The organism is Roseibium sp. ROS1 (assembly GCF_054658215.1).
The window spans coordinates 404,847-421,002 of sequence record NZ_BAAGIG010000004.1 but is presented as its reverse complement, the minus strand read 5'-3'; the positions used below and the strand labels follow the sequence as shown (position 1 = coordinate 421,002).

13 protein-coding genes are annotated in these 16,156 nt (G+C 59.4%); 6 read left to right on the top strand and 7 right to left on the bottom strand.

The window, feature by feature from the left end:
* Window positions 1-7 precede the first annotated feature (7 nt).
* Window positions 8-793, bottom strand: a complete 786-nt coding sequence (locus ACYQ6M_RS24730; protein WP_460076177.1) for an alpha/beta hydrolase — start codon at window positions 791-793, stop codon at window positions 8-10.
* 86 nt (window positions 794-879) lie between these two features.
* Between ACYQ6M_RS24730 and ACYQ6M_RS24725 the strand changes: the two genes are divergently transcribed.
* Window positions 880-2,055, top strand: a complete 1,176-nt coding sequence (locus ACYQ6M_RS24725; protein ID WP_460076175.1) for a glycosyltransferase family 4 protein — start codon at window positions 880-882, stop codon at window positions 2,053-2,055.
* 2 nt (window positions 2,056-2,057) lie between these two features.
* On the opposite strand, the gene ACYQ6M_RS24720 is transcribed toward ACYQ6M_RS24725, so the two are convergent.
* The 4 genes from ACYQ6M_RS24720 to ACYQ6M_RS24705 all read right to left on the bottom strand — a co-directional run bounded on the left by ACYQ6M_RS24720 (window position 2,058) and on the right by ACYQ6M_RS24705 (window position 6,948).
* The gene (locus ACYQ6M_RS24720) at window positions 2,058-4,022 is read right to left on the bottom strand and encodes a methyl-accepting chemotaxis protein (RefSeq protein WP_370197366.1); all 1,965 of its coding nucleotides are present in this window, start codon (window positions 4,020-4,022) and stop codon (window positions 2,058-2,060) included.
* A gap of 431 nt (window positions 4,023-4,453) precedes the next feature.
* On the bottom strand, window positions 4,454-4,990 hold the full coding sequence (gene thpR, locus ACYQ6M_RS24715; protein WP_023002705.1) for an RNA 2',3'-cyclic phosphodiesterase: 537 nt from the start codon (window positions 4,988-4,990) through the stop codon (window positions 4,454-4,456).
* 200 nt (window positions 4,991-5,190) lie between these two features.
* Window positions 5,191-6,243 carry an NADP(H)-dependent aldo-keto reductase gene (locus tag ACYQ6M_RS24710; RefSeq protein ID WP_460076172.1) on the bottom strand — a complete coding sequence of 351 codons (1,053 nt, stop codon included), beginning with the start codon at window positions 6,241-6,243 and terminating at the stop codon, window positions 5,191-5,193.
* A gap of 78 nt (window positions 6,244-6,321) precedes the next feature.
* Window positions 6,322-6,948, bottom strand: a complete 627-nt coding sequence (locus ACYQ6M_RS24705; RefSeq protein ID WP_460076170.1) for an arylesterase — start codon at window positions 6,946-6,948, stop codon at window positions 6,322-6,324.
* 123 nt (window positions 6,949-7,071) lie between these two features.
* Here ACYQ6M_RS24705 and ACYQ6M_RS24700 point away from each other — a divergent pair, with 123 nt between their 5' ends.
* The 4 genes from ACYQ6M_RS24700 (at window position 7,072) to ACYQ6M_RS24685 (ending at window position 12,429) form a co-directional block, all read left to right on the top strand.
* Window positions 7,072-7,782, top strand: a complete 711-nt coding sequence (locus tag ACYQ6M_RS24700; protein ID WP_023002702.1) for an ABC transporter ATP-binding protein — start codon at window positions 7,072-7,074, stop codon at window positions 7,780-7,782.
* The gene (locus ACYQ6M_RS24695; RefSeq protein WP_460076168.1) at window positions 7,779-10,361 is read left to right on the top strand and encodes an ABC transporter permease; all 2,583 of its coding nucleotides are present in this window, start codon (window positions 7,779-7,781) and stop codon (window positions 10,359-10,361) included. Before ACYQ6M_RS24700 ends, ACYQ6M_RS24695 begins: the two co-directional genes overlap by 4 nt.
* 329 nt (window positions 10,362-10,690) lie before the next feature.
* The gene (locus ACYQ6M_RS24690; protein ID WP_228870837.1) at window positions 10,691-11,464 is read left to right on the top strand and encodes a hypothetical protein; all 774 of its coding nucleotides are present in this window, start codon (window positions 10,691-10,693) and stop codon (window positions 11,462-11,464) included.
* Between the two features lie 182 nt (window positions 11,465-11,646).
* Window positions 11,647-12,429 (top strand): Bax inhibitor-1/YccA family protein, encoded by a 783-nt coding sequence (locus tag ACYQ6M_RS24685; protein ID WP_023002698.1) that lies wholly within the window; start codon window positions 11,647-11,649, stop codon window positions 12,427-12,429.
* A 315-nt stretch (window positions 12,430-12,744) separates the two neighbouring features.
* Here the strand turns inward: ACYQ6M_RS24685 and ACYQ6M_RS24680 are convergent, their stop codons facing one another.
* Both ACYQ6M_RS24680 and ACYQ6M_RS24675 read right to left on the bottom strand, forming a co-directional pair.
* Window positions 12,745-13,134: a DUF2794 domain-containing protein gene (locus tag ACYQ6M_RS24680; protein ID WP_023002696.1), complete on the bottom strand. Its 390-nt coding sequence runs from the start codon at window positions 13,132-13,134 to the stop codon at window positions 12,745-12,747.
* A 464-nt stretch (window positions 13,135-13,598) separates the two neighbouring features.
* Entirely contained in the window at window positions 13,599-14,996 is a 1,398-nt protein-coding gene (locus ACYQ6M_RS24675; protein ID WP_023002694.1) for an aminotransferase-like domain-containing protein, read from the bottom strand.
* A 127-nt stretch (window positions 14,997-15,123) separates the two neighbouring features.
* Here ACYQ6M_RS24675 and dctP point away from each other — a divergent pair, with 127 nt between their 5' ends.
* The gene (dctP, locus tag ACYQ6M_RS24670) at window positions 15,124-16,155 is read left to right on the top strand and encodes a TRAP transporter substrate-binding protein DctP (RefSeq protein WP_023002693.1); all 1,032 of its coding nucleotides are present in this window, start codon (window positions 15,124-15,126) and stop codon (window positions 16,153-16,155) included.
* Window position 16,156: the final 1 nt, after the last annotated feature.

Genomic DNA, 16,156 nt, shown 5'->3' with positions numbered 1-16,156 from the left:
GTGGTCCCTATCGAGCCGACATGCCCGCAACGGCCCGCAACAGAAGATCGATGTCCTCCGGCCGGGACAGACGATGATCGCCATCCGGCACCAGCGAAAAAGTGACATCGTCCAGCGGCAAGGCCTCAACCAGTCGGCGTGCATGACTTTCCGGCACATCCGGGTCCTGCGCGCCCTGCAGGATCGTAACGGGAGCACCGAGATGAAGCGGCGCCCCTAAAAGAAGGTGATTGCGGCCATCTTCGATCAGCTTGCGCGTGATCACATAGGGCGCGTCGCTATAGGCTGAAGGCTGTTCCCAGCGGCCATCGGCAAGAATAGCGGCACGGATCTCATCGCTGAAGCGCTGCTTCCACATCAACTCTTCGGTAAAATCAACCGCGGGAGCAATCAGAACCAGCCCCTTGATACGGCCAGAGTCCTTGCGGGCGAGCGCCAGCAACAAGGCGAGCCAGCCGCCCATGGAGGAGCCGACCAATACGGTTTCGCCCGGGCAACAAGCATCGAAAACAGCAAGCGCCTCCTCCAGCCAGTCGGAAACGCAAGCATCTTCGAAATCGCCGCCCGACAGGCCATGGCCGGAATAGTCGAACCGCACCACACCCTGCCCGTTTCGTGCCCCTTCCTCGGCCAATGCCTCGGCTTTTGTGCCGGACATGTCCGACTTGAACCCGGACAACCACAAGATGCCGGGTAACGAACTTGCCCCGGAACCCGGCGCGTTCCGCACGGCAATCCGGCGTTTCACGTCGTTTTTTCCGATCTGGATGAATTGCGGTTCGGAATCACCCATATTAAGGCTCTCGTTCTGATAGATGTTTTCTGTTCATGCCATTTGGCACAGACGCCCCGCCTTGACCAGTTCACCGGAGATCCGATTTGGTTCATCTGCCTTCTGAGACCACGATTTTGCAAGTGATCCCGGATCTCAACTCCGGTGGCGCCGAGCGCACGACGCTGGACGTTGCCAAAGCTGTGGTGGAAGCCGGCGGAAAGGCTCTCGTTGCAAGCCAGGGCGGCCAGATGGTGCCGGAACTGGAAGCCCTTGGCGCGGAGCACATTGTGCTGCCCGTCAAGTCGAAGAACCCGGCAACCCTCTGGAAGAATGCAGCCAGGCTGGCGGACATCGTGACCACACGCAAGGTCAGCCTGCTTCACGCTCGCAGCCGGGCTCCGGCATGGTCGTGCCTTTGGGCCGCAAGGCGCACCAGAACCCCTTTCGTGACCACCTACCACGGCACCTATAACCAGTCGAATGCACTGAAGAGCTGGTACAATTCGGTCATGGCGCGGGGGGATGCGGTGATTGCCAATTCGCATTTCATATGCGGGCTGATCGAAGACCGGCACCCGTTCGCAAAAGGCAAGATCACCGTCATCCAGCGCGGATCCGATCTGAAAGGCCTGCTACCCGACAATGTCAGCGCTCTGCGGCTGCAGGCATTGAAGGACCAGTGGGGCATCCCGACGGGACGACCGATACTCCTCAACATGGCCCGACTGACCGCCTGGAAGGGACAGCGCGTCGTGATCGAGGCAATGGCGCTTCTGCAAGACAGGCTGCCGTCCGACCCGATCGCCATTCTGGCGGGCGATGCCCAGGGGCGTGACGGATATCTGGCGGAGTTGAAAAAGCTGATTGCAGACAACGGCTTGCAGGACAAGGTCCGGATCGTCGGTCACTGCGCCGACGTTCCCGCCGCCATGGCATTGGCCGATGTTGCGATTGTTGCTTCTGTCGAACCGGAAGCCTTCGGCCGGGCGGCAGTTGAAGCACAGGCCGCAAGGGTGCCTGTGATCGTCTCCAACCTCGGGGCGGTACCTGAAACCGTCCTCTCCCCGCCCGATACGGCCGAAAGCGAACGCACCGGCTGGCGGGTGGCACCGGGCGACCCTCAGGCTCTGGCGGATGCCATTGTCCGTGTGTTGGGCCAGGACGTGGACGAGAAAAACAAAATGGCGGACCGGGCTCTCGCCCATGTCCGCCAGAATTTCTCGGTCGAAACCATGTGCACCCGCACGCTCGGTGTTTATGCCGGCCTGCTGGGCACCTGATCTCAGCCGGCGCGTACGCGTGCCAGGAAGCCGTCGACCTCCGCCTGAAGCGCCCGTGCATTGCTCGCAAGCGTGCCGGAGGCCGCCTGCAGCTCTTCCGCCGCATGCCCCGACTGGGTGGCTGCTTCGCTGACGCTGCTGATGTTGCGGGTCACATCGCGTGTACCGGTGGAAGCTTCGTGCACATTGCGCGCGATCTCGGTGGTTGCCGCGCCCTGCTCTTCGACAGCTGCCGCGATCCCGCCGGCAATCTCGTTGATCTCGAAGATCGTCTTGGTGATGCCGTCGATGGCAGAGACCGCGTCACGGGTCGCCGACTGGACACCGGAAATCTGCTGGGAGATTTCCTCGGTCGCCTTGGTCGTCTGGCTGGCCAGTTCCTTCACTTCCGACGCAACGACGGCAAATCCCTTGCCGGCCTCGCCCGCACGGGCCGCTTCAATGGTGGCATTGAGCGCCAGTAGATTGGTCTGCTCGGCGATATCGGAAATAAGCTTCACCACTTCACCGATGCGCGAAGCGGCTTCGGCGAGCCCCTGAACCTGGTCGTTGGTTTTTTTGGCTTCCGCCGTTGCCGTGGCAGCAACATTTGAAGACTGCGCGACCTGTCGGGAAATTTCCGAAACCGTCGACGACAGCTCTTCGGCTGCGGAGGCAACGGTCTGAACGTTGGCAGATGCCTGCTCGGCTGCCGCGGCAACGTTCGAAGATTGTTGCTGGGTCTGCTCGGCGGTGGCGCTCATGGAGCTTGCGCTCGATTCCAGCTGGGACGACGAGGACGATACCGCCTGGACGATTTCACCAACGGAGCTTTCGAAACTATCGGCAAGCTCCATCATCATCCGCTTCTGCTCGGCGGCGGTTCTTGCTGCCTGTTCCTTCTGTTCCGCTTCCAGTTCGCGGGTCCGGACGGCATTGGCGCGGAAAACTTCCACGGCGCGGGCCATGCTGCCGATCTCGCTTTTGCGGTCGGTGTACTGGACGTCGATGTCGATGGATCCGCCAGCGAGCGTTCCCATGGTTCCGGTAAGCGTTTTCACCGGCCTGGTAATGCTGCGGCCGATCAGCCAGCCAAGCCCGATGGACAGCACCAGCGCGATGGCGGAGACGGTCAGGAATGTTGTTTTGGAGAAGGCCTGGGCAGTGTCCAGCGTTTCCCCGGCGGCCAGCTTGCCCGCATAGGCAGCTTCAGACATCACCGCCCATTCCGGAGCGACCTGGGCGTAGATTGCCTCGATCTCGGCCAGGTCGGCAGCAATCTTCAGGGACAATTCGGCATAAGCCTGGAAGGAGGCCTGGTAGGTATCCAGCAGCTTGCCGATTTCAGCCTGTTCGGCGTCGGGCAACCCGCTTTTCGGCAGCAGATCTGCGAATTCAGCCCGCCGTTCGCTGATCCTGCCGATATATTTCTCGTCACCGCGCAGCATGAAATCTTTTTCATGACGGCGCATCATCAGCATCTTGACGGTCAAGGCATCCAGATTGGCGGCATCCAGCTTGCTTTCCACGTCATGCACGGCAGTGCGCAGAGACCCCTGCAGCCCGGTGCTTTCATCAAGCCCCATTCGGGTAAGCTCACTGGTCAGAGCGTCGAACTTTGCCTTGTGCTGGTCAAGAACATCGCGAAGCTTGGCGATGTTATCCTTGATGGAAGCCGATTGCGGCTTCGTATCGACATCGTTCAGGTTGCTCTGGGCTTTCTCGAACTCGGCTTTGTATTCCTCGACAAAGGCCATGTCCTTGTTCAAAAGAAAGTCCTTCTGGCTGCGCTGCATGTTCTGCGCATGAGCCTGAACCTGCGACACTTTGAAGTCCATTTGCGAATATTCAGCCAGATTGTCGATTTCGTGCGACACGATTTGCTGGCTGTAAAGCGCCGTGCCAAGCAATACGCCAATGGCAACCACGGCGATTGCGGACAGCGCTCCGACACGCACCGCGATGGGCAGATCTGCAAAGAACTTCATAATGGTCTCGTTTTTTTGGGGCAGCTCTTGTCGAGCCTTGCACAGTGTGCCCAGAAAACGCTCAAGCCATTAATTTTCCTTTACGCAACTTGAATACTGAGCCGACTAATCTTCTAAACCAGAGGTTTATACTTCTACGCACTCAATCATTCAGAGAATTCAATCAACTTATTATTTAGGCAAAACAGCCTTTTTCACTGCCCTGGAATTCCGGCCTGCCCAAAAACCGCACAGTTTCTCGGCCCCCTCCTGTCACTTTTGACCATCACGAAAGGAGCGCGGACGCCAGTGTGCGTCATTTTTTCGCGTCGGGTCGGTGCAATCTTTTTCAGGGTTTCAGCCAAAAATGACCCCAAACCGGCAAAGGCTTGGGTTCATTCTGCCGATACGCAAATCCTGTGGTCTCGCTGCACGCCATCAGAATGCGGGCGTCACGCGGCCAGCGGATAGGCCTCTTCCACCAGATAGGGGCCGCCACCGACACTTGATTTCGCCGAGAACAGCACAAAACGTCCGGCAATGAAGGGCTGCGCCTGGAAGTTGCCGCGCTCGCTCAGCCACTTGGCCACGTCCTCGTTGGTCGAGGTCCTGCAACGGGCAAGGGTGACATGCGGAACATACTTGCGCCGCTCAGCCGGCAGATGCAGACGCTGGATGATGCGTTCCTGCTCGGCCTGCAATTCGGCAAGTTGAGCGGTTGGCTCAACCCGGGCCCAGACTGCATGCGGCTTGCCGTTGCCGAAAGAACCAAGACCGTTGAGGCGGATTTCCACCGGATCCCTGCGGACACGATCAAGCGCGGCGGCGATCTCGTCGGCCGTACGGTCGTCGATGTCGCCAATGAAGCGCAAGGTGATGTGGTAGTTCTCCGGATCAATCCAGCGGGCGCCCCGAAGGCCTCCCCGGAGCATCGAAAGCATGAGTGCCGTCTGGGACGGAATCTCAAGGCCTGTAAATAGGCGCGGCATGGGTGTTCCCTCCGCTGTCGCTGATGAATCCCATGAGGAATCAACTTCATGAAAATCGCAAGACAAAAAGCTAAGTTTTTGAGCGCGTTCAAAAATTCAGCGCCGCACTCAAATGAAAACCGGGCTGGTTCATAACCAGCCCGGCCTCCGATCTGCAGATGATTCTCTAAAAAGATTTATCGATCAGGAAGTTACACCCGTTACGGCGCTGGATTGCCGAATTCCTGATGCAGCGCATCGATTTTCTCCAGAACATCGGCACTCAGCGTAACGTCCGCAGCTCCGATGTCGGTATCCAGCTGCTCAATGGTCGTCGCACCCAGGATGACCGAGGTCATGAAAGACCGCGACATGGCAAAGGCAAGTGCCATCTGCGACGGATCAAGTCCTGCCTCCTGCGCCAGGTCCAGATAGGCATCGACCGCCTCGATGGCGCGCGGGCGCTCATAGCGCTGCAGGCGGTTGAACAGCGTCTTGCGGGCACCTGCCGGAAGGGCGCCATTGCGGTATTTGCCCGTCAGATATCCCTGGGCCAGTGCCGAATATCCCAGAAGACCGACATCTTCCCGGCGGGCAACTTCCGCAAGGCCGGTTTCGAAGGTCCGGTTGACCAGGGAATAGGCGTTCTGGATCGAGACGACCCGCGGCACGTCATACATCTCGGACGCGGCGACGTAGCGCATCGTGCCCCAGGCACTTTCGTTGGAGACACCGACGTGACGGATTTTGCCGGCCTTGACCAGATCCCCAAGGATTTCCAGCGTCGACTGGATGCTGTTTTCGTCCGGAGCCGGTTCGACATCCGCCCAGCGCGTCGGGTTTGAACCGAAGCCGCCGACGTTCCGGTCCGGCCAGTGGATCTGGTAGAGGTCGATATAGTCTGTTTCCAGGTTCTTCAGGCTGCGGTCGACCGCAAATTCGATCTCTTCGCGAACCAGTTTCGCCTTCGCACCGTTTTCACGGAACCAGTCCATGTCGGTCCGCCCGACCACCTTGGTGGCCATGACGATCTTGTCCCGCATGCCGGTTTTCTTGAACCACGTGCCGATGATGCGCTCGGTCCGGCCCTGGGTCTCTTTCTTCGGCGGGATCGGATAAAGTTCTGCCGCGTCAAAGAAATTGATGCCCTTTTCCACGGCGTGGTCCATCTGGGCGTGACCTTCCGCCTCGGAGTTCTGCTCCCCGAAGGTCATGGTACCGAGGCAAAGGGCGCTGACCTGTATATCCGTGCGGCCAAGACGGCGCTTTTCCATAAGACTATCCTTCAAATTTTGAAATCGGGGCGTCCCGGAAGCCGGATCGGCTTCCACCCCAGGTCCAGAGCAAAGCCCCTAGGATCGGGCTTTGGCCAAAAGCTCTTCCACTTTCGGCAGAATGTTTTCGACGATGACTTCCACCCCTTTGGCGTTGGGATGCATACCGTCGGAAAGGTTGAGATCGGGATTGAGGGCGGCACCCTCGAGGAAGAAGGGATAAAACAACGCATCGTGCGCCTTGGCAACATCGGAGTAGATCGGATCGAATGCCTCGGCATATTCCGGCCCAAGATTGCGCGGAGCCAGCATGCCCGCGACAAGCACGGCAACGCTGCGTTCCGTCAGGCGCCGGACGATTTCGTCGATATTCTTGCGCGTCAGCTCCGGAGAGATCCCCCGCAACGCGTCGTTTGCCCCAAGCTCCACGATGACGGCACTGGTGTCCGGCCCCACCGACCAGTCCAGCCGCGACAGCCCGCCGCTTGACGTGTCGCCAGACACGCCGGCATTGACGACCTCGACCGATTGCCCCTTCGCATCAAGCGCTTTCTGGAGCTGATCCGTGAAGCCCTCTCCTGCCGACAGCTGATAGCCGGCGGACAGACTGTCCCCCAGCACCACCAGTTTCAGATCGGCCGACTGGGCGGCCATTGGCAGGAAAGACAGGATGATTATCGTCAGGCAGGCAATAAACCGGTTCACGTGAACACTCTTTTGGGACTGGAAGACGCTCTTCAACAGGCCCATATGGTCGCAGAGCGTCCAATTGTCGAGGGCTTGTGACTGTCAGGAAGACGATCACACGCCCATTGTAAAGGCCAGAGAATGACAAATTCGCCCGCGATCGCCCTGAAAGACGTCCACCTGACCCTCGGCGAAGGCGCCGGGCGGGTGCATATCCTGAAGGGGATCGACCTTCAGATCGAGAAAGGGGCCTCCGTCGGCCTTGTCGGCCCGTCAGGGTCCGGAAAATCGACATTGCTGATGGTCATGGCGGGGCTGGAACGCGCCGATGAAGGCTCGGTCAACGTGGCCGGATCCGAACTCGGCCCCCTGTCCGAAGACCAGCTGGCCCGGTTTCGCGGCCGCAATGTCGGGATCATTTTCCAGTCATTTCACCTTGTTCCCAACATGACCGCTTTGGAAAACGTGGCCGTGCCGCTGGAACTTGCTGGGGATACCGCCGCCTTCGACAAGGCCAAGGCGGAGCTGGATGCCGTCGGGCTCGGACACCGCATGCACCACTACCCGGCGCAACTGTCCGGCGGCGAACAGCAGCGTGTCGCCGTGGCAAGGGCGCTGGTCGTCGAACCGGCGATCCTGATCGCAGACGAACCGACTGGCAACCTCGATGAAAGCACCGGCGCACAGATTGTCGACCTGATGTTCACCGCCCAGAAGAACCGGGGCACGACGCTGGTTCTGGTCACCCACGACCCGAGCCTTGCCGCCCGCTGCGACCGCATGATCCGCGTTCGCTCCGGAGAAATCGAAGAAGAAACGTCTGACCGCGCCCGCCGCGAGGTGTCTGCATGAGCGCGTTTGTCCCGGGCAGCACACCGGCAAACCACCAGACGATGCGCCTTGCAGCCCGGTTCGCCTTTCGTGAACTGCGCGGCGGCCTCAATGGCTTTTACATTTTCATTGCCTGTATCGCGCTCGGCGTAGCGGCAATCGCAGGCGTCACGTCTGTCTCACGGGCTCTGACAGAAGGGATTTCGCGCGAAGGTCAGTCCATCCTGGGCGGTGATCTCGATTTTTCCCTGATCCACCGGCAGGCCGACGCCGATCAACTTGCTTATCTGAACGGCCTTGGTGACCTGTCCCGCGTTGCGACCACGCGGGCAATGGCAAGAAGACCTGAGACCGGCGATCAGGCATTGGTAGAGCTGAAAGCCGTCGACGGTCCCTATCCCCTTTACGGTACATTTGAACTTGCCTCCGGAGAGGCCCTGGAAACGGCCCTTGCCCGGAAAGACGGGACCTGGGGCGCCGTTGTGGACCCTTCTCTTCTGGCGCGGCTTGGCGCGAATGTCGGAGATACGCTCTCCCTCGGGCGAGCCACCATCCGAATTGCCGACACCATTGCCAACGAACCTGACAAACTGGCCGGGGGCATGGAATTCGGTCCACGCCTTCTGATTTCCGATGCCGCCCTGCCTGAAACCGGCCTGATCCAGCCCGGCAGCCTGGTCCGCTGGCATTACCGCGTTCGAATGGCCCCGGCTCCCAATCTGGAAGCAATGGAAGGGATCGTCGAAGAGGCCAAATCCGCCCAACCCGACGCGGGATGGCGTATCCGCTCCCGCGCCAATGCGTCCCCAGGCCTTCAACGCAGCATTGATCGCTTCGCACAATTCCTGACACTGGTCGGCCTCACCGCGCTGGTGGTTGGGGGTGTTGGCGTGGCCAATGCCATCCGCGCCTATCTGGAAACCAAGCGCGAGGTTATCGCCAGCTTCAAGTGCCTGGGCTCGACGGGCGGGTTCGTCTTCAAGATCTATCTGGTTCAGATGCTGGTGCTTGCGCTGCTCGGCATCGTCGTCGGCCTCGTGCTGGGTGCCCTGATCCCCTTTGCCGCAGCTGCCGCACTGGCGCCGGTTCTGCCGGTCAAGCTCGCGGCCAGCATCTATCCGACCGAGCTTGCCCTTGGCCTCGTCTACGGCCTCCTGACCGCTCTTGCCTTTGCAATCTGGCCGTTGGGGCGGGCTCATGACGTACCGCCGACGGCCCTTTTCCGGGATATCGTAACCGGTGGTGCCAAGCTGCCGCGCAAACGCTATCTGTTTGCCACCGCGGCAACAGTGCTTGCCCTTGCCGCCATCGCCATTCTGCTTGCCCACGACCAGCGCATGGCCGGCACCTACATCGCCGCATCCGCCGGTGCGTTCGTTTTGCTGGTGCTGGTCGCACGCGGGATCATGGCCATAGCCAGGCGCCTGCCCAGTGTCCGCTCGACCGAGCTCAGGCTGGCGATTGCAAACATTCACCGTCCCGGAGCGCTGACCCCGTCAGTCGTGTTGTCGCTGGGACTTGGCCTGTCGCTGCTGGTCGCGCTTGCCCTCATCGACGGAAACCTGCGGCGCGAGCTGACCGCAACCATTGCCGACAAGGCTCCGAGCTTCTTCTTCATCGATATCCAGAGCCATGAACGCGATGCCTTCGAGGCCTTGCTGAATGCTGAAGCATCCGACGCCAACCTGCAAAGCGTCCCGATGCTGCGCGGGCGCATTGTCTCGCTGAACGGTATTGCAGCCGACAAGTTCGTCCCCGCCCAGGAAGGCTCTGGCTGGGTGCTGCGCGGTGACCGCGGCATTACCTATGACGCAAGCTTGCCCAAGAACTCGAAGCTGGAAGAAGGCTCCTGGTGGCCGGAGGACTACACAGGCATTCCTCTGGTGTCCTTCGATGAAGAGGCCGCCACCGATCTCGGCCTCAAGATCGGAGACCGGATCACGGTCAATGTGCTCGGCAGGGAAATCACGGCGGAAATTGCCAACACGCGTACGGTGGAATGGCAGTCCCTCGCGATCAATTTCGTAATGGTGTTTTCTCCGAACACTTTTGCCGGTGCCCCGCATGCCCATCTGATGACCCTTGGCTGGGACGACGATGTGCCGGAAGAGACGGAACTTGCCTTGTTGAAGACTGTCTCGAACGCCTTTCCGACAGTGACGGCAATCCGGGTGAAGGACGCGATCTCTCAGGTCAACGATCTGGTGGCACAGCTTGCCTGGGCCATCCGCGGCGCAAGCTCGATCACGCTGATCGCCAGCGTTCTGGTTCTGGCAGGTGCACTTGCCGCCGGTCATCGCAGCCGGATCTACGATGCGGTCATTCTGAAAACCATTGGTGCGACGCGGGCTCGCCTGATCTTCGCCTATGCACTCGAATACGCCATTTTGGGCCTTGCAACGGCGGTGTTCGCCCTGCTGGCCGGAGGGGTCGCCGCCTGGTACGTGATAACGCAGATCATGGATGGGTCGTTCGTGATGATGCCGGTGACCGCAGCAGGTGCCGCGCTCATCGCGCTGGTGCTGACGGTGGGTTTCGGCCTCATCGGCACATGGCGAGTGCTGGGTGAAAAGCCCGCACCTGTCCTGCGAAATCTCTAGCGCAAAATGCGGTCAGCTGCTGTAGCGGCCAACGTGCGCACAGGAAATAGCTGATCAAAGGACGTTTGCCGGCTTCGGTCGTGCCTCCTTTGATCAGCAAGGCTATTTCCGGTGAACCGGTAGACTTCCGAAAACAAGATCGAACGAATTCTTGGCAGGCGCTGATCTATTTCGATCCGGCGCCCACAGCTCTTGGCAAACTTCGTTCAGGAAAAAATCCTGAAATACAACCAAATCGCGACAAACTTCAGCTCCACACAACTTGCATACTGAATTGATCTTGGCTATCCGGTTCAGCTCCGGGCAGTTTGTTAAGAAGGGGCCATTCCATGTTCAAGTTTCTCCCGAAAATTCGTTTGAAGACCATTGCCGGGGCCGCAGCCCTGTCCGCAGTTGCCGCTATGGCTTTCGCCCCTGCCGCGTCGGCGGAAAGCCCGTTTCATACCGGGGTCTGGCAGTTGAACACGCCGGAAGGCCCGCGCGGTCTCGTCGTCAGTGACTGGCTGGTCTTCGAAAACGGTTTGCCGAAGCGCTGGCTCTATCGCCGGGCCGGCACCAACGACGCCAACCAGTTCGATTTCTTCACCCGTTCGATGAACGATTCCGGCTATACGCCGGTCGGCATCCGGGTGTACCGGACCGGCGACAACGCGATGAAATACACGCTGGCGCCCAAGGGCGAGGATCCGATCGAGGTTTCCGCCGTCCGTCTTTCCATCCCGAATTTCGAGAACTCCTGCCTTTCCGTCGAGAAAAAAGGCAAGCGCTTCTACGGTAACTGGGTCGGCACTGAAGGTTCCAAGCTGAAGAAACTGAACGTGTCGAAAAACCGGCTGACCATCGACGGCGAAGCGCGCAAGGTATCGATTGCGGAAGTCCGCGTCGGCCGCATGGGCATCACCGAAAATGGCAAGCCGATCGCTTTCCTCACCGATGCCGGCGGCGACTATGCGGTTCTGCAGTGGTTCAAACCCGGTGTGACTGTCGAGCAGATGCAAGATCCGGACAAGGAAATCCTCGATTTCGCGTCGGAAGAAATCGTTCGCAACCCCGGCGGCACCTGCGACCGGCAAATCGAATCCCGACTGAAAGCCATGAAATAATACGACTGAATCTGAGCCAGTTTTTAAGGATAGGTTCAAATAATACGTCCTGAGCGCAAAGATTACGAATTTTTCATCGAATTCGACTTGTGCTCGGGATAGGCTTTTCCCATATGTTGAGGGAGTTGTGTTGCATGCGCGATTGCATGCGCACGTCTATCTAGAAGGGGATTTTTACGACCATGTCGACCTATGACCGTCAATCTCAAGGCGCGTATACCGTCGCCGGCGCACGCGCCGAGGCCGGCATCGATCAGGGCCTGCGCTCCTACATGCTGGGCGTCTATAACTACATGACCATCGGCCTTGCGCTGACCGGCTTTCTTGCGCTGGCAACGGTCATGCTTGCAACGACCACCGATCCGAACTCTGCTGTCGCCAGCCTTGGCAACGGCCGCATGCTCACCCAGCTGGGTGTTGCCATCTACGGCAGCCCGCTGAAATGGGTTGTCATGCTCGCACCGCTCGGAATGGTGTTCTGGCTGTCCTTCCGCATTCAGTCCATGAGTGCCGGCGCAGCGCGGACCCTTTTCCTGGTCTACGCATCCGTAATGGGTATCTCCCTGTCCTCGATCTTCCTGGTCTACACCCCGGGCTCGATCGCTCAGGTCTTCTTCATCACCGCCGGTACCTTCGGGGCGCTGAGCCTGTTCGGCTACACCACGAAGAAGGACCTGTCCGGCTGGGGCTCGTTCCTGTTCATCGGCCTGATCGGTATCGTGATCGCGTCGCTGGTCAACATCTTCATGGCATCTTCCGCCCTGCAGTTCGCCATCTCCGTGATCGGTGTTCTGGTGTTCGCCGGCCTGACCGCCTACGACACCCAGCAGATCAAGGAAATGTACTACGAAGGCGACAGCGGTGAAGTCGCTACGAAGAAGTCCGTCATGGGCGCGCTGCGTCTGTACCTCGACTTCATCAACCTGTTCATCATGCTGCTGCAGCTGTTCGGCAACCGCGACTAAGCGCAGCCAAACTGAACAAACGGAAAAGCCCGGCCTTGTGCCGGGCTTTTTTGTGGCCGCACGACTATCCGACACATCGCTTGCTTACACTTGCGTCAATGGGCGTCAACGCCAGCCTTGCGCAAATCAATGGAATGAAGCGGCAGAACACTGCGCTGCCAGGTTTGGTCGAACCAATCGTCCGGTCCGCGGCCAGCCGGTAACCGACCAGCATTGGCCGGTCATTGACGCCACCATCAAGGAAATACCTGTGACCGGATCAACGCAGGGGAAATGAACCTCACCCGGCCATCAGCTGACTGACCGGATGCCTGGTCAGGCGTCGACCACCCGAAGATGTTTTTTCTTCTCCAGAACCCTCAACACCTGCGCCAGATCGTGGCCACGCTTCAGGATCATGCCCCCGGTCGCCACGACCGAATAAGCGCCCTGGCGGCGGGCCAGCTTCGGGTCCTTCTCGATCCTGTAAAGCGGCATTTCGGAAGATCTGCGAAACACGGAGAAGATTGCCCGGTCCTTCAGGAGGTCGATGGCATAGTCTCGCCACTCGCCGTCGGCGACCATGCGCCCGTAGAGCCTCAGAATGACATCGAGTTCGCGCCTGTTGAATGCAACAATGGGTTTGGGAGGGGGAGCCGGTTGATGTTGTGGCGACGGGCTTGCACCCGCACCACGCTGAAACGCGCTGTCGTCGGCTTCGCTCATTCCGCCTCCATTCCGTTCGCGGTTTCGCTGCTGACAGGTAACCGACAAGAGAATCGTCGGGAGACGCCTGTCACCTGGCTGTCATGATGCGTCTTCTTTAGCCATTCTGGCAAGCCCGCAACGTCATATTGACAGACAGAGGTCCGAAACCAGAGTAATTTTGCCAATAAGTTTTACGGGAAGAAGTGCAAAAACGAACGCAACGGCACTTTGCCAAGAAAGAATGCATAAATTTCCTTGATTTTGCCGCATTCCAGCCCTTGGCCAGCCATTTTAGACACCCATATTAGGATCATACCCTGATGGGTATGGCCCGTAGAAGCCGCGGAATGCATTAGCCCCCCAGCCCCCCGGGGTTTTTACTGGCCAACCAGATTTAGTGAGTCAAACATCAGGGCAACTGAAGGGCCGGCATTATGCCGGCCCTTTTCATTTGTGGACCTGCCTGTTCTTCTGCTTTCAAACTACTTCAGAAAATCCCTGAGGAACGACAGGAACCGCGCATCGGTTCCATAGGCCACATTGACCCGCATTGCCGGTTTCTGCCGGGTCTCGCGGTTCGGATAGAAGACGGCGCCCGGCGCAATGAAGATACTTTGCTTGCTGGCAGCGGCGCACAGTTCCCTTTCATCCACATCATCGGGAAACTCCACCCAGAGATAGAACCCGGGTATGGAGCACTCCCGCACAGACAACCCGATCGCCTCCAGTGTCCCGAAGGATGCCTTGTAGGCATCTTCCACTCGGCTCCTGAGACGCCGCAGATGTCTCAGATAATGGCCGGCCTGCATCAGATTGAACACGAAGCGTTCGACGTGGTCGGATGAATTGACCACCGTCAGCATCTTGATATCGGCAAGCTGGCGGATGATGTCCGGATTTCCAGCCACGTAACCGCATCTGAGACTGGCCGACAGTGTCTTGGAAAAGGTGCCGAGATAAAGCACTCGCTCCAGCTGGTCCAGCGCCGCCAGCCTTGGCAGCGTGGCCGGAAGAATATCGGCAAGCGCATCGTTTTCAACGAGGAGGAACCCCCAGCGCTCGGCAAGCTGCATCAACCCGAATGACCGCGAAGGTGACAGGGAACCGCCGGTCGGATTGTGGCCGTGGGACTGGGTGACAAACATCTTCGGCCGGTAAAGAGCGAGTTTGGCGGTCAGGTCTTCCAGGTCCGGACCGTCCCTGTCCCGCCGAATACCGACAATCTGCACCTTGGCGAAGGTCAGCTTGGAAAAGAGCGGATAATAGCCCGGCTCATCGACAAAAACCGTATCGCCAGGCTCCGTCAGATGCCGGATGATCAGATCCAGGCCATGGTTGACGCCATGGGTCAAAAGAAGTCCTTGCGGATCGGCCGGGATCGACCGCTCCAGCAACTGCATCCGCAGCCGGTCCCTCAACGGACCATATCCCCACGAACTGCCGTAGCCGAATTCGATCGCTTCGGGAAAAGGCGTCTTGGCGTTGGCGAAATGGCGGCGCAGCTCCGCCCCCTCCATCCACGACGGCGGCGGGCGCCCATCTCCCGGACGCACTTCATAATGCTGTTCCAACTGCTCCCGCAGCAACGACATGCCGTCAACCGCAGCCGTGACATGTGGCGCTGGCGGGGTCTTGGAAGCCGGTCCGACCTGTGACATGTAGTATCCGGAGCCGGCCCGCGCTTCCAGTAGCCCCCGGGCGACCAGCCGGTCGTAAGCTTCCGCCATCGTGTTTTTCGAAACGCCGTTCTCCCGCGCGGCCTGACGAATGGAAGGCAACCGCTCAAACGTCTTGTATGCCCCTGCCTCCAGCATCAGCGCGACTTTCTCGACGATCTGATCGACGCGAGACAGTTTCCGACCGCTACCCGTAACCCTCATTGTCCCTCAAAATTTACTGGGACAGTGCTGCCCATAAATCCGACAACTGTCCCTTGATTGTCCCAATCATTTTTATGACAGTTTGCCCCATTACGCCAGCAAATGGCAATTTCCTTGGGAGGGAAAAATGACCAAAGTAAGTAGACGCAGCCTTCTTGCAGGTGCAGCCGTTGGCGGCACCGCCCTCGCAGCACCGATTGCGGCCAAGGCACAGGATGCGGTTGAGTGGCGCATGCAGGCTCTCTGGGACGCCGGCACCACACCTTTCGAATTCGAGAAGAAGTTTGTCGAGCGCGTCAGCGAACTGACCGACGGCAACTTCAAGATCACGCTGTTCTCCGCCGGCCAGCTCGTGCCTGCCAACCAGGCATTCGATGCCGTTCGCGCCGGCGCCTTCCAGCTGATGAAGACCTTCGACGGCTACGAAGCCGGCAAGATCCCGGCATTTGCCTTCACGTCCACCATCCCGTTCGGCTTCCCCGAGTCCGACCAGTATGAAGCCTGGTTCTACGAAAAGGGTGGTCTGGATCTCGCCCGCGAAGCCTATGCAAGGGCCGGTCTCTTCTACATTGCCCCCACCGTCTATGGCGAAGAGCCGATCCACTCGACCGTCAAGATGGAAACCATCGCCGACATGGCCGGCAAGAAGGGTCGCTTTGTCGGGCTCGCTTCCGCGGTCATGGCCGACCAGGGCGTTTCCGTGACCCCGCTGCCGACGGCGGAAGTCTATACGGCGCTGGAAAAAGGCCTGATCGATTTTGCCGACCGCGGCGATCTCACCGCCAACTACGAAGCAGGCCTTGGCGAAGTCGCCAAGTTCATCATCCTGCCGGGCGTGCACCAGCCGACCACCGCCACCAGCTATGTCGCCAACCAGGGCGCCTATGACGCGCTGCCGGACGACTACAAGGCAGCGCTTGCCGTTGCGGCTCGGGAGATCTCCGGATCGCTGCGCCAGCATATCATGGTGCAGAATGTCGATGTCCTGAAGAAATACGGCGAACAAGGCGTCGAGATCATCCAGCTCGACCCGGCCGATGTCGCGGCCAACCGGTCCAAGGCTGTCGAGTCCTGGAAAAAGGCTACCAAGGAAGACGATCTGGCGAATCGCGTGCTCGCGAGCCAGATTGAGTTCATGACAGCCCTCGGGCTGATCTGAC

What these genes read in the sequence shown, in the direction of transcription:
- ACYQ6M_RS24710 (WP_460076172.1), bottom strand. Translation starts at nt 6,243, where the DNA reads ATGGAAAAGCGCCGTCTTGGCCGCACGGATATACAGGTCAGCGCCCTT.
- ACYQ6M_RS24730 (WP_460076177.1), bottom strand. Translation starts at nt 793, where the DNA reads ATGGGTGATTCCGAACCGCAATTCATCCAGATCGGAAAAAACGACGTG.
- ACYQ6M_RS24675 (WP_023002694.1), bottom strand. Translation starts at nt 14,996, where the DNA reads ATGAGGGTTACGGGTAGCGGTCGGAAACTGTCTCGCGTCGATCAGATC.
- ACYQ6M_RS24680 (WP_023002696.1), bottom strand. Translation starts at nt 13,134, where the DNA reads ATGAGCGAAGCCGACGACAGCGCGTTTCAGCGTGGTGCGGGTGCAAGC.
- thpR (WP_023002705.1), bottom strand. Translation starts at nt 4,990, where the DNA reads ATGCCGCGCCTATTTACAGGCCTTGAGATTCCGTCCCAGACGGCACTC.
- ACYQ6M_RS24690 (WP_228870837.1), top strand. Translation starts at nt 10,691, where the DNA reads ATGTTCAAGTTTCTCCCGAAAATTCGTTTGAAGACCATTGCCGGGGCC.
- ACYQ6M_RS24700 (WP_023002702.1), top strand. Translation starts at nt 7,072, where the DNA reads ATGACAAATTCGCCCGCGATCGCCCTGAAAGACGTCCACCTGACCCTC.
- ACYQ6M_RS24695 (WP_460076168.1), top strand. Translation starts at nt 7,779, where the DNA reads ATGAGCGCGTTTGTCCCGGGCAGCACACCGGCAAACCACCAGACGATG.
- ACYQ6M_RS24685 (WP_023002698.1), top strand. Translation starts at nt 11,647, where the DNA reads ATGTCGACCTATGACCGTCAATCTCAAGGCGCGTATACCGTCGCCGGC.
- dctP (WP_023002693.1), top strand. Translation starts at nt 15,124, where the DNA reads ATGACCAAAGTAAGTAGACGCAGCCTTCTTGCAGGTGCAGCCGTTGGC.
- ACYQ6M_RS24720 (WP_370197366.1), bottom strand. Translation starts at nt 4,022, where the DNA reads ATGAAGTTCTTTGCAGATCTGCCCATCGCGGTGCGTGTCGGAGCGCTG.